The 12,591-nt window shown below is 43.4% G+C and carries 14 protein-coding genes; all 14 read left to right on the forward strand.

Translation table 11 applies throughout. The features are described from left to right. The first annotated feature begins 93 nt into the window (after nt 1-93). Complete coding sequence (locus tag JI665_RS11560) at nt 94-1,518, forward strand: sensor histidine kinase (RefSeq protein ID WP_206839512.1); 1,425 nt, start codon at nt 94-96, stop codon at nt 1,516-1,518. 2 nt (nt 1,519-1,520) lie between these two features. Next, entirely contained in the window at nt 1,521-2,093 is a 573-nt protein-coding gene (locus JI665_RS11565) for an ANTAR domain-containing response regulator (RefSeq protein ID WP_206839513.1), read from the forward strand. A gap of 182 nt (nt 2,094-2,275) precedes the next feature. Beyond that, nucleotides 2,276-3,535, forward strand: coding sequence for an ethanolamine utilization protein EutH (gene eutH, locus JI665_RS11570; RefSeq protein WP_206839912.1), 1,260 nt, complete (start codon nt 2,276-2,278; stop codon nt 3,533-3,535). 28 nt (nt 3,536-3,563) lie between these two features. Continuing rightward, a complete protein-coding gene (gene eutS, locus JI665_RS11575) occupies nt 3,564-3,905 on the forward strand; it encodes an ethanolamine utilization microcompartment protein EutS (RefSeq protein WP_048011266.1) in 342 nt (113 codons plus the stop codon). A 13-nt stretch (nt 3,906-3,918) separates the two neighbouring features. Next, nucleotides 3,919-4,416, forward strand: a complete 498-nt coding sequence (locus JI665_RS11580; RefSeq protein ID WP_206839515.1) for a EutP/PduV family microcompartment system protein — start codon at nt 3,919-3,921, stop codon at nt 4,414-4,416. A 164-nt stretch (nt 4,417-4,580) separates the two neighbouring features. Next, the gene (locus tag JI665_RS11585; RefSeq protein ID WP_206839517.1) at nt 4,581-6,029 is read left to right on the forward strand and encodes an ethanolamine ammonia-lyase reactivating factor EutA; all 1,449 of its coding nucleotides are present in this window, start codon (nt 4,581-4,583) and stop codon (nt 6,027-6,029) included. Between the two features lie 17 nt (nt 6,030-6,046). Next, nucleotides 6,047-7,411, forward strand: coding sequence for an ethanolamine ammonia-lyase subunit EutB (locus tag JI665_RS11590; protein WP_206839519.1), 1,365 nt, complete (start codon nt 6,047-6,049; stop codon nt 7,409-7,411). Nucleotides 7,412-7,423: 12 nt separating this feature from the next. Next, entirely contained in the window at nt 7,424-8,440 is a 1,017-nt protein-coding gene (eutC, locus tag JI665_RS11595) for an ethanolamine ammonia-lyase subunit EutC (RefSeq protein WP_206839521.1), read from the forward strand. Between the two features lie 12 nt (nt 8,441-8,452). Continuing rightward, complete coding sequence (eutL, locus tag JI665_RS11600) at nt 8,453-9,106, forward strand: ethanolamine utilization microcompartment protein EutL (RefSeq protein WP_206839523.1); 654 nt, start codon at nt 8,453-8,455, stop codon at nt 9,104-9,106. A 35-nt stretch (nt 9,107-9,141) separates the two neighbouring features. Further along, on the forward strand, nt 9,142-10,671 hold the full coding sequence (locus JI665_RS11605) for an acetaldehyde dehydrogenase (acetylating) (protein ID WP_206839525.1): 1,530 nt from the start codon (nt 9,142-9,144) through the stop codon (nt 10,669-10,671). Nucleotides 10,672-10,687: 16 nt separating this feature from the next. Continuing rightward, nucleotides 10,688-10,981, forward strand: coding sequence for a BMC domain-containing protein (locus JI665_RS11610; RefSeq protein WP_009334386.1), 294 nt, complete (start codon nt 10,688-10,690; stop codon nt 10,979-10,981). Between the two features lie 30 nt (nt 10,982-11,011). Beyond that, nucleotides 11,012-11,665 (forward strand): phosphate propanoyltransferase, encoded by a 654-nt coding sequence (locus JI665_RS11615; protein WP_206839526.1) that lies wholly within the window; start codon nt 11,012-11,014, stop codon nt 11,663-11,665. After that, a complete protein-coding gene (locus JI665_RS11620) occupies nt 11,662-12,336 on the forward strand; it encodes a hypothetical protein (RefSeq protein WP_206839527.1) in 675 nt (224 codons plus the stop codon). Before JI665_RS11615 ends, JI665_RS11620 begins: the two co-directional genes overlap by 4 nt. Beyond that, complete coding sequence (locus tag JI665_RS11625; protein WP_206839528.1) at nt 12,318-12,590, forward strand: EutN/CcmL family microcompartment protein; 273 nt, start codon at nt 12,318-12,320, stop codon at nt 12,588-12,590. The genes JI665_RS11620 and JI665_RS11625 overlap by 19 nt, the downstream gene beginning before the upstream one ends. Nucleotide 12,591 lies beyond the last annotated feature (1 nt).

A 12,591-nucleotide genomic window follows, 5' to 3' on the forward strand; every position in this document is an offset into this window, starting at 1 on the left:
ACAATCGAAAACGATGTTGACATTCTTCGGCATTCCCTTTAATATTTTTATATATTCTGACAGTTTTAAAAACTTATTGGGAGATCTCAGCCTATGCCAAACTTCTCAGTCGAAGCGTTATGCACCCTGCATACAAGTCTTTCAAAAATGGATGTTGAAAGGATTAAAGAGGTCTCTGCCAATCTTTCATTAATCGCCGATCTGAACCAGGCAAACGTTTTTGTTGATTGCCCTACTAAAGAAGGCAAACATGCTATAGTAGTAGCTGAAGCTGCCCCAACTACTGCTAAATCTGTTTACCAGAAGCCGGTCGCAGGCAAGTTTGCCTATGAAGCTTTTGAACCCGCTGTTTTATATACTCTGAGGACAGGTAAAAATATGTTTCTCAATCGCGCCTTGACACAGGAAGGCAAGACGGTGGAACAAAGCGTGGTGCCGATTAAAGGATTAGATGACCGTGTCATCGGGGCACTTATTATGGAAAAGGACATCAGTGAGAAGCTTCAGCGGCAGCTCAAATTGGAAGCGTTATCAGAGGCGACGGAAACCTTGAGCGGTATACTCATTGGAATGGCAGAAAATCGTCCGATCATCCCAGAGGTAATCGAGGAATCACTATTCTTTATTGACCATGAAAATAAGGTTGTTTATAACAATCCTTCAGCAACTAATCTCATACACGAAATTGGCAAGGAAAATTGCAGGCCAGGTGTTCCGCTGATTGATTGTTTTCCATGTATTCAAGAAATTCTTAACGAGCCGGAAGAGCTCCTTGTAAAAGAAATGAAAATGATGAATAAGGTATTCCGTGTTAAGAAAATAAGTCTTGATCTTGCCGGGAAGTCAGATGGAACCTTCATCATCCTTAAAGATCTGACAGAGCTCAGGGAAAAGGAACGGGAGATTGCTGTTAAATCTGTGGCGATACGGGAAATCCATCACCGTGTTAAAAATAACCTGCAGACTGTTGCCAGCCTTTTGAGGCTTCAGATGAGAAGGGGTGTGCCGGAAGAAAGCAAGGTGCATTTCGTGGAAAGTCTGAACCGCATCTCAAGTATTGCTTCGGTGTATGAAATTATTCTTTCGAGCTCAAGTGTGGATGAAGTGGATATTTACAGCTTAATAGAGAAAATAGGCAATATGCTGGTCCATGAAGCAAAACACGAGCAGAAAAAGATACATATTCAGTACAGGGGACCTAAGCTTTTAATCGACTCTGAAAAAGCTGTATCCCTGTCTCTGGTCATCAATGAACTTATACAGAATTGTGTAAAGCACGCATTTAAACATATGCATGAAGGGATAGTCGAGGTCTGTTTCGAATATTCCAATGATGAAATTAAGGTTGAAGTCATTGATAACGGTGAAGGATATTCCCCGGAAGCAAAACCTTCTCTAGGCTTGGATATTGTGAAAATGATGATTGAGCACGATTTATCCGGTCATTTTTTAATCGAACGGGCTGAAGAAGGGACCGTTGCAGCTGTGCAATTTCCCTTTGAAAGGAAGGGGGAATAGCTGTGAAGAAAAGAATTATGGTTGTGGAGGATGAATCAATTGTCCGCATGGACTTAAGCTTGATGCTAAAGGATGCTGGCTATGAAGTAGTTGCTGAGGCAGGGGATGGTGAAAGGGCGGTCGAGCTTGCTTTTTCATTAAAGCCTGATTTAATTCTGATGGATATCAAGATGCCCAATCTGAATGGACTAAAAGCAAGTGAAATTATTTCCAATAAAATCAATACACCCATCCTGATCCTTACAGCATACAGTCAGCGGGAATATATTGATAAAGCCAAACAGGCAAATATACTCGGCTACCTTGTTAAGCCTGTTAATGAAGCCAGCCTGATTCCTGCGGTTGAGATTGCGCTAAGGCAGGCAGAGAATGCAAATGCAATCCGGGAACAAGTGGAATCCATGAATCAGAAGTTAAATGAAAGAAAAATTGTTGAAAAAGCAAAAGGCATTTTAATGCAAAAGTTTAACATGCCTGAAGAAGATGCCTTTAGGAAAATGCGGAAGATCAGCATGAACAAACAGGTTACACTGGAAAATGTAGCAAAGCGTATCATAGTAAAATATAACGCTTAATATCTTTTACAAGTGGATAGAACGGGCAAAGGTGCCATGCGTCTGCAAAAAGCTGACGTACGGCACCTTTTTGTCTTTTTACTTATTCTTATACTATCAAGCTGCTATTTTATCCTATTTTTCTTGTAAAGAAGCTGCACGATTCCGTTAACATATAAAAACGTTTCAGGGAGGGATTTATGATGGAATTGGTAGGTAAAATTGTTATCTACATTATCATGGCTTGTGCTGTAGCTGGAGCCTTTGCTGCCATCCGCAACAGTGATGAGGGATTAGGAAAGCAGTTTATGGAGGGGCTTCATGCTGTCGGACATATCTTTGTTCCGGCTGCCGGAATTATGGCTTCCATTCCATATTTATCGTGGTTTATCGATAAGGTCTGCGGTCCATTTTTCGCTGCAATCGGGGCAGATCCTGCCATAGCTGCAACAGCCATATTAGCAACCGATATGGGCGGCTACCAGTTAGCTGAAGTGTTGAAGCAAACACAGGAAGGCTGGATCATGGCGATGATTGTCGGTTTTATGGCTGGTGCAACCATTGTTTTCTCCATACCGATGGGCCTCGCGATGCTTGATAAGAGAGACCATAAATATATGGCTCTTGGCGTGATGTCAGGCGTTCTGACCATTCCAATCGGCGCTTTCATTTCAAGTGTAATTATTGCCGTTTCCAGCTCAAGTTTCAGGGACTTCATTTCCACATCCGGCGAAGCAAAATATCAGTTCGCGCTCGGTTTGGGACAAATCTTATTGAATTTAAGTCCGCTTTTAATCTTTGTCGTATTGATTGCGCTTGGATTGTATTTCCTGCCGGATTTAATGATCAATGGGTTCATGTGGTTTGGACGTATTTTAGATGCGGGAATTAAGCTGGTTTTGGTCTTTTCCATCGTAGAAATTTTTACTGGATTATTCTCAACTGTTTTTGGTGGATGGGGCTTCCATCCAATTATGGCGGATTCGGAGGATCAGTTCCGGGCGCTTGAGACTGCCGGCTATATTGGGATCATGCTTGCCGGTGCATTTCCGATGGTTTATCTTCTTCAAAAATATGCCGGCGGCCCGCTGGAAGCTATTGGCCGTAAGGTGGGATTAAGCAAGGAAGGCAGTGCAGGAATCGTTGCCACAATCGCGAACATCCTGGCTATGTTTAAATTGGTCAGAACAATGCCGCCTAAAGATAAAGTCATTAATATTTCCTTTGCGGTCTGTGCGGCCTTTTTGCTTGGTGACCATTTATCCTTTACAGCAAATTTCCAGCCAACATTAATCCTTCCGATTATAGCCGGTAAAATATCTGCCGGGATCATCGGAATTGGTTTAGCGTACTGGCTTTCTGTCCCTAAGGCTCTGGAATTGGAGAAAAAAGACCGTGAAGCAGGCATTATCGGGAAAGATGAATATTTACCGAAAGAAGAAAAAGTAAAAAAAGCAATATAAGCAGCAGTCACCTGGGAGGGCCGAAGCAATGAATGAAGAAAAACAACGATTTATTCAAGAATTTGTACCGGGAAAACAAGTAACACTCAGTCATTTAATCGCAAATCCCGATCCGGATATGTTTGAAAAACTGGGGATACAGCAGGCAGGAGCGTTAGGGATTCTAACACTGACACCAAGTGAAACGGTTATCATTGCAGGAGATCTGGCGACCAAAGCGGCAGATGTGCAGATCGGGTTCCTGGACCGGTTCACAGGCAGTCTTGTGATTGTAGGAACCGTATCAGCTGTGCAAATGGCCATGGAGGAAATCAACCGGTTTTTATCTGAAACACTAAGGTACACTCCTTCGGAAATAACTAAATCATAAGGAGATGTATAGAATGACCAAAATGAACAGAGCGATGCTGATCGGTTCCATCGGGGCTGGAAAGTCGACGTTAACAAATTCTCTTCTTGGCCGCAAAGCGGGAGCGGTTAAAACACAGGCATTGAACTATTTTGACTGGATTGTGGATACGCCTGGGGAATATACTGAGAATCCATTTTTCTATAAAAATATCATGGCTACGGCACTCGAAGTGACCCATGTACTATATTTACAGGATTCCACAAAGCGGAAAACTATTTTTCCGCCAGGTTTCAGCAATGGGTTTAATAAGCTTCCAATTGGAGTCGTGACAAAAAGCGATTCTGATCAATCGGATGTAAACTCGGCAATCAGGCAGCTTAGAATTGCAGTCCCAAAAGGACCTATTGTGATTACCTCCTCTATTTCCGGAAAAGGAATAGAAGAAATACGCTGCCTGGTGAAATGCCATTCTCTTCAGGAAATGAAGGATTACGCTGATTCATTGCCGGATGATGTCGTAATTTTCTGATGAAACCCTTTACAAAATGACGATAATAGCATATATTCTAATTATACAAAAGAATAAATCAGGCAAAGGCGCCTTGTATGAACAATCAATTAATGGTTGCTCATATGGGGTGCCTTTTTTTATTTCCTGAATAATAGTTAATTCGTTGCAGTAAGGCGGGGATCATGTTGAAGCGTTACGATGCACAAAAAGAGAATATAATCAGCGCAGGAATTGACATCGGAACGAGTACCACCAAACTCGTCATCAGCAGATTTTCTCTCATGAATATGGCTGGCGGAACCCACTTGCCGCGAATTGAAATTATTGAAAAAGAAGTGCTCTACCGCAGTCCGATTTACCGGACTCCACTTCTGACTGCGTCATCTATTGATATTGAAGCTGTAGAGAGGCTTGTCAGAGAGGAGTATATGAATGCGGGAATCGAGCCGGGTGATATTAAAACAGGTGCTGTCATTATTACCGGAGAAACGGCGACAAAACAGAATGCCGAAGAAATGGTTCACTATTTATCTGACCATGCAGGGGATTTTCTTGTCGCAACAGCCGGTCCTGACTTAGAAGGCATCATTGCTGCAAAAGGATCAGGAGCTTATGAATTATCAAAAAGGACTGGAAAAACTGTGGCTAATATTGATATTGGCGGGGGCACTGCCAATGCTGCAGTTTATCGTTCGGGAAGGCTCTGCGGGACATGCACGCTGCATATCGGCGGCAGACTGATTGAATTTACAGACGGCAAAATCAAAAGTATTTCTCCTCCAGTTCAAAAAATCCTTCGGAAATGGAAGGCTGATTTAAAGATAGGGGACAGCAGAAATCACCCTATCATCGGAATGCTGACAGACTACATGGCAGAAGTAATTGGGCGAATGCTAAGGAAGGATCTTCATCAGGATGATTTGCCTCTGCTTCTGGCACATGATCCAAATTGGATAGAGGAGATAGATTACATCATGTTTTCAGGCGGGATCAGTGAATGTTTATACCAGTTTGAGACTGCTGAATCCTCTCCTGCTCAGTATGACGATATTGGAAAAATGCTGGCACAGTCATTACGAAATTGCCGTGATCTTGCTTCCTTTAAATGGATGGAACCGGATGAGACGGTCAGGGCAACTGTTCTGGGAGCAGGCACACAAACGACTGAAATCAGCGGGGCAACCATCCATGCTGAAGTCCATGAACTGCCAATTCGAAATTTGCCAGTCTATCAGATCCGGTTTGATAACAACCTGGAAAAAGGTCTCCATCAGATTCAAGAGGCAGTAACAAAGGCGGTGGAAATTTATGATCCTCAGCAGGAGGGGCAAAATTTCGCCCTGTATTTAACGGCACTGCCATACTTGGGCTTTCGCGATATTCAGGAGCTATCTTCAGTCCTGCTGAAATCCATACAAGCAAAGCCAAAACCAGAACAGCCGCTTGTTGTCATTTTAGAAAGCGACCACGCTAAAGTCCTTGGCCAGACAATTAAAGCTCAGGAAACAAAGCAAAGTATCGTATGCATCGACCAGATTAAGGCGGAGCATGGCGATTACATAGATATCGGCCACCTGCTTCAAACCAATGTAGTACCTGTTGTCATAAAGACATTGACATTCCATCAGTAAGAAAGGAGGGATTATTTATGAAGCTGCAAACCAATCATTTGGGAAATGTGTATCAGTTTAATAATCTGAAAGATTTATTCGCTAAAGCAAATGAAGAAAAGTCAGGGGACCGCCTCGCGGGAATTGCAGCGGAAACCGTCCAGGAAAGAATCGCAGCAAAATTGGTTCTAAGTCATTTAACCCTATCTGATATCCGCGAAAATCCTATGCTTTCGCCTGAAGAGGATGAGGTTTCGAGAATTATAGAAAGCGGGATGAATGAACCCGTCTATCAGAGCATAAAAAATTGGTCCGTTGCTGAACTTCGTGAATATATCCTGGACGATGACACGACAGGTGAAGATTTAAAAAGAATCAGCAGGGGACTAAACAGTGAGATGATTGCTGCCGCCGCAAAAATCATGTCTAATCTAGATCTTGTTCATGCGGCAAACAAAATCGAAATACTGTCCAAATGCAATATAACGATTGGATATAAAGGAACATTGGCTTCCCGTCTGCAGCCAAATCATCCAACCGATAATGTGGATGGCATGATCGCATCCCTCAAAGAAGGTTTATCCTACGGCATAGGGGATGCAGTGATTGGAATTAATCCTGTGGATGATTCGGTTGAGAGTGTAAAGAGGCTGCTCCATGCCACACATGCTTTTATCAAAGACTGGGATATTCCAACACAAAACTGTGTGCTTGCGCATGTAACAGCTCAAATGAAGGCAATCGAACAGGGAGCACCTGCCGATATGATCTTCCAAAGCATAGCTGGGACAGAGGCTGCCAACCGGTCATTCGGAATTACAGCCTCACTTCTTGAGGAAGCAAATGACATGGCAAAAACTCTCGGCACCGGGACCGGGCCTCAGCGTTTATATTTTGAAACGGGCCAGGGTTCAGAGCTATCCGCTGAAGCTCACTTTGGAATGGATCAGATGACACTGGAATCGAGAAATTACGGGTTCGCCCGGCATTATGACCCTTACATCGTAAATACAGTCGTTGGTTTCATTGGACCTGAATATTTGTACAACAATAAGCAGGTCATCAGGGCAGGGCTTGAAGATCATTTTATGGGGAAAATGCATGGCATCCCAATGGGTGTTGATATCTGCTACACGAACCATATTAAGGCCGATCAAAATGATATCGAAGACCTTGGCGTACTGCTGACAGCAGCTGGAGTGAATTTTATTATTGCTGCTCCAATGGGAGATGATTGCATGCTCAATTACCAATCCATGAGCTATCATGACGTTGCCACCCTCAGGCAGACGATGAATAAGCAGCCATCTCCAATATTCAGGGATTGGCTTGAGAAAATGGGAATCTTCGAAAATGGAAAGCTGAGCAAAATCGCTGGTGATCCAACCATTTTTTCACGATAGGAGTTGAAATGAATGAATCCTGAATTGATTGAAAAAGTAACACGCCTTGTAGTGGAAAAACTTCAATCGCAGCAAACCTCTGATGTGAAAGGGCAAGAAAGCAGTGCAGGAGTGAAATTTTGGAACCATACTTCAAAACCCGGCAATGAACCATCCAAGATGTCAGTCGAGTTTATCGAGACTGAAAAACAGGATACAGACAGTTTAATAAAAATTAAAAGCTATCATAATGCAAATGACCTTAAAATGACCTCACCAGATAAAGCGAGTCATGATAAGACCGAAAGTCATTCACAAAAGACAGGCATTGATAATCCCGCAGATCCAGTTGAACTGGAGGCACTCAAGAGCAAAACGCCTGCAAGAATCGGGGTGGGAAGAGCAGGTTCAAGACCGAAGACAGACACATGGCTGAAATTCCGCTTCGACCATGCAGCAGCAGTCGATGCTGTCTATGGAAATGTTAATGATGAGCTTATAAACCGTCTTGGGCTCTTTAAAGTCAATACGATGGTGAATGAAAAAGAAGTGTACATCCGCAGGCCCGATTATGGCAGAAAGCTATCAGAGGAAGCCAAAAAAACCATTCTTGCTAAATGCCAAAAGGGACCGGCTGTTCAAATCATCCTGTCTGATGGGCTGAGCTCAAGTGCCATTGAGGAAAATGCAGAGGATGTATTTTTATCCCTTCAGCAATCCCTTAAAAATTTAGGCCTTGATATGGGGACCCCTTTTTATATCGAAAAAGGCAGGGTTGCTGTTATGGATGAAGTTGGGGAACTCCTTAAGCCCAAAGTGGTTGTGTTATTGATTGGCGAACGTCCTGGTCTGGTGAGTGCTGAATCACTGAGTGCCTACCTTTGCTATGAACCCCGAAAAGGAACGATCGAAGCTGACCGGATGGTAATTTCCAATATACATAAAGGCGGAATCCCTCCTGCTGAGGCTGGTGCCTATCTCGGGACTGTCATCCAAAAGGTTATAAAGTATGAAGCAAGTGGTGTTTCGCTCGTGAAAAAGGAAGGGTAGGTGGCTGAAAAAATGGGATTAGAACGCATTCACGCTGATATATTGGCTGTTCGGGTGATACCTAATGTGGATCAGGGGCTTGCAAAGCAGTTTCAGCTTCAGCCACATCACCGAAGCCTGGCCATTTTCACCTCTACAGTCGATGACGTAGGCTATACTGCACTCGATGAAGCGACTAAAAGAGCTGATGTCGAAGTCGTTTATGCCAGGTCTTTTTATGGGGGGGCTGCTCATGCTTCTGGGCCATTATCAGGTGAAATGATTGGTATTATGGCAGGGCCTTCTCCTGATGAAGTTAAAAGCGGCATGGAGGCTGTCCTTCAGACAGCTGAATCCGATGCTTATTTTGAAGCGCTTGATCTGGAAAAAACACATGCCATATACGCACATGTTGTTTCCAGAACAGGTTCCTATCTGTCAAAGGAAGCAGGCATCAATATCGGAGAGCCTATAGCATATCTAATAGCCCCGCCATTGGAAGCCGTTTATGGACTTGACGCTGCTCTAAAGGCAGCGGATGTAGAAATGGTGAAATTTTTCGGGCCACCTTCGGAAACCAACTTTGGCGGAGGGCTGCTGACCGGCTCTCAATCAGCCTGCCAGGCTGCGGCTGATGCTTTCCGGGATGCCATTATGGAAATTTCTCAGAATCCTATAAAGTACTAATTCTTTCAAAATATCCCGAAAGGAGCGTGGGAATCTTGCAATTTGATCATGATCTTCAATCGATGCAGGAAATGCGGAATGCTGTAAAGCTGGCCAAGGAAGCACAGTTAAAGTATATGGCCTTTACTCAGGAGCAGGTCGACGAAATCGTCAAAAAAGCCGCTGATGCTGCTTATGCCAAGTCACTTTACCTTGCCCGGATGGCGGTAGAGGAAACAGGGATGGGCATAGTCGAGCACAAAAAAATTAAAAACGAAGTCGGTTCCAAGGCTGTCTATGAGTCTATTAAAGATGAAAAGACTGTAGGCATAATACGTGAGGACCGGGTAAATAAAGTAACAGAAATTGCCTATCCTTACGGTGTCATTGCAGGCATCATTCCAACGACCAATCCTACTTCAACAGCCATTTTTAAAGCGCTGATTGCTCTGAAAACAAGAAATGCCATTGTCGTGAGCCCTCATCCAAGGGCAGTGAAATGTACTGTTGAAGCTTTAAAAATTGTTAATGAAGCAGCCATACAGGCAGGAGCACCTGAAGGATTGATTGGATGGATCTCAAAGCCTTCCATGAGTGCAACAAGCGAATTAATGAAGCATCGCGACATCAATCTCATTTTGGCAACAGGCGGCGGCGGACTGGTCAGGGCTGCGTATAGCTCAGGCAAGCCTGCCTATGGGGTAGGACCTGGAAATGTGCCTTGCTATATAGAAAAGACCGCTAAAATAGCCCAATCGGTAAGTATGATTATTGACAGTAAATCTTTTGATAATGGAACGATTTGTGCTACTGAACAATCGATCGTAGTCGATCGCAACATCAAAGAAATGACTATGAGAGAACTCAGAAATAATGGGGCTTATATTTTAAATAAGGATGAAAAAGCGGCTTTGGAAAAAGTCATTTCGCCATCACCGGGAAAGCTGAATCCGGATATCGTCGGTCAAAGTGCTGTTAAAATCGCAGCCATGGCTGGTATCCAAGTCCCTGAAGATACAAGAGTTTTAATTGCTGAAGAAACTGGAGTAGGCAAAGACATACCATTTTCAATTGAAAAACTGTCTCCGGTTTTTGCGCTTTATACAGCGGAAAGCTGCCAGGAGGCAAAAGAAATCTGCCTGCAGCTTCTCAATTTGGGCGGAAGAGGGCATAGCTTCTCCATTCATACGAATGATGATGCAGTGGCGAAGGATTTTGCCCTGGAAATGCCTGTTTCGAGGATGATGGTCAACACGCTGTCCTCGATTGGTGCTGTTGGGGCGACAACCGGATTGATGCCATCTCTGACTCTGGGATGCGGTTCATTCGGCGGCAACATTACCTCTGATAATGTGACAGTTCGCCACCTGATCAACATTAAAAGAATGGCTTATGGTACGAAAGAAGTCACCATCCCAAAACCGGCAGCACCTTCTTCTATAGCGGAAAAAGAACAAGCCGGCAGCCGGGATGTTGATCATATTGTTAGTCAAGTTCTTCAGCAAGTATCGCCAGATGGCGAAGTAGATACAAAGATGATTGCCGACATGGTCAATCAAGTGATGAAAAAATATCAAACTAACTAATTAGGAGGAAATAAAAATGGCTAGAGAATTAACTGCATTAGGAATGATTGAAACTAAAGGGCTGGTTGCTTCAGTGGAAGCTGCTGACGCGATGGTGAAGGCTGCGAATGTTCATTTGGTTGGAAAGGTGCATGTAGGAGGCGGTATTGTAACAGTCCTTGTGCGCGGTGATGTAGGTGCTGTCAAAGCGGCAACAGATGCGGGAGCTGCAGCAGCACAGCGTGTTGGAGAATTGAAATCTGTTCATGTCATTCCTCGTCCTCATAACGAATTGGAAAGCATTCTTCCAAAAATTGATGCCGAGCTTTAACACAAGATTACTAAGTTAGGAGCTTAAACCATGAACGAGCAAGCCATTCAATCGATTGTAGAGGAAATCGTCTCAAGGCTAAAAGGTTCCTCAGGAAAAGATCATTCAATTCCAATGGCTGTCTCTGCCCGGCACTGTCATCTAAGTCAAAGAGATTTGGAGATTCTTTTTGGAACAGGCTATCAGCTTACAAAAAAAGCTGATTTATCTCAGCCTGGCCAATTTGCTGCTAATGAAACCATAACCATCGCAGGACCAAGAGGAAGCCTTGAAAAAGTGCGCATTCTTGGTCCTGCGCGCAATATGACCCAGGTAGAAGTCAGCCGTACAGATTCGATCAAGCTGGGGCTGAAACCCCCGCTTCGCGAATCTGGGAATATAGAAGGATCTTCGCCTGTTACACTGATAGGACCCAAGGGCAGCCTATACAAAAAAGAAGGACTGATTATTGCAAAGGCACACATTCATATGGCTCCGGAAGATGCTGAAGCTTTCGGTGTGGAAAATGGGGAATACGTCACAGTTGAGGCAGAGGGAGAACGTCCAATATCCATTGGAAATGTGTTAATTAGAATCTCTCCCCGGTATAGACTTGAAATGCATATTGATACTGATGAAGCCAATGCAGGACTGATTGCCGGAAAAACAGCAGGCAGGTTAATAAGGCAAGAGGATCGCTTATGATTGACCGGCAGTTAATTGAAAAAATAGTTGAAGAAGTAGTGAAAAATTTATTAGGTGCCAAATCAGCTCCAAATTCAACAATTAAACATAATATCCTCGCAGTCGGGGATTTAGGGAAAGTCGATTCAAATATATTAAAAGTGTTAGAAGAAAACTGGAATGTACTTCCCTATGATTTTAGTGAAGAAGCCCAGCTTCATACTGTAATGAAGGTTATTTTTCTTGATGCTTCCCAGGACCTATTCGTGAAAGGGGCACTGGGCATTTGTGATACACCGGAAAGCGAGCTTCTCTCAGCCTGTATTATTGATTATGTCCCTGTCACCTTATTTCCGAAAACAAATCTTTATAAAATCCTGAATGGAGAGAAAAAAACTAACGGAGAGTATTTTTCAACTCTAATGGAGTATAAGGAAAAGCTGGTAAAGTTCGGGGTTGAAATCAACAGCCTGGAGGATTTTGCAGCTCCAAAGCCTATCAATACTGGTAAGCCAGACTCAAAGAAGCTGATTACTCAAAGAGATATTCAGGAAAGCAAAATGAATGAAATATTCGCAGATAAACAGACCATTATAACACCTTTAGCACGTGATACAGCAAGGGAATTGGGAAAAAGCATTGTTGTTATGGATACAAAAGGGGCTGAAAATACATGGAAATGGGAACGGTAATCGGCAATGTATGGGCCACAAGAAAAGAAGATGATTTAACTGGCCTGAAATTTTTGGTTGTCGAGCCTCATGGACTATCAGCAGAAAAATCATTCGTTGCGGTTGACCGTATTGGGGCAGGAGTTGGTGATCAAGTTCTCGTTACGCGTGGAAGTTCGGCTTCAAACATGTCCGGGAATTTAAGATTGCCAATTGATGCATTGATTATTGGAATTATCGATTCTGTTGATGTTGAAAAGAAAGAGGTGAAATAGG

The sequence above is a fragment of the Bacillus sp. NTK034 genome (assembly GCF_017303275.1).
In the GTDB taxonomy this organism is placed as follows: domain Bacteria; phylum Bacillota; class Bacilli; order Bacillales; family Cytobacillaceae; genus Cytobacillus.

What these genes read in the sequence shown, in the direction of transcription:
- eutH (WP_206839912.1), top strand. Translation starts at nt 2,276, where the DNA reads ATGGAATTGGTAGGTAAAATTGTTATCTACATTATCATGGCTTGTGCT.
- JI665_RS11560 (WP_206839512.1), top strand. Translation starts at nt 94, where the DNA reads ATGCCAAACTTCTCAGTCGAAGCGTTATGCACCCTGCATACAAGTCTT.
- eutL (WP_206839523.1), top strand. Translation starts at nt 8,453, where the DNA reads ATGGGATTAGAACGCATTCACGCTGATATATTGGCTGTTCGGGTGATA.
- eutC (WP_206839521.1), top strand. Translation starts at nt 7,424, where the DNA reads ATGAATCCTGAATTGATTGAAAAAGTAACACGCCTTGTAGTGGAAAAA.
- JI665_RS11590 (WP_206839519.1), top strand. Translation starts at nt 6,047, where the DNA reads ATGAAGCTGCAAACCAATCATTTGGGAAATGTGTATCAGTTTAATAAT.
- JI665_RS11615 (WP_206839526.1), top strand. Translation starts at nt 11,012, where the DNA reads ATGAACGAGCAAGCCATTCAATCGATTGTAGAGGAAATCGTCTCAAGG.
- JI665_RS11620 (WP_206839527.1), top strand. Translation starts at nt 11,662, where the DNA reads ATGATTGACCGGCAGTTAATTGAAAAAATAGTTGAAGAAGTAGTGAAA.
- JI665_RS11610 (WP_009334386.1), top strand. Translation starts at nt 10,688, where the DNA reads ATGGCTAGAGAATTAACTGCATTAGGAATGATTGAAACTAAAGGGCTG.
- JI665_RS11585 (WP_206839517.1), top strand. Translation starts at nt 4,581, where the DNA reads ATGTTGAAGCGTTACGATGCACAAAAAGAGAATATAATCAGCGCAGGA.
- eutS (WP_048011266.1), top strand. Translation starts at nt 3,564, where the DNA reads ATGAATGAAGAAAAACAACGATTTATTCAAGAATTTGTACCGGGAAAA.
- JI665_RS11625 (WP_206839528.1), top strand. Translation starts at nt 12,318, where the DNA reads ATGGAAATGGGAACGGTAATCGGCAATGTATGGGCCACAAGAAAAGAA.
- JI665_RS11580 (WP_206839515.1), top strand. Translation starts at nt 3,919, where the DNA reads ATGACCAAAATGAACAGAGCGATGCTGATCGGTTCCATCGGGGCTGGA.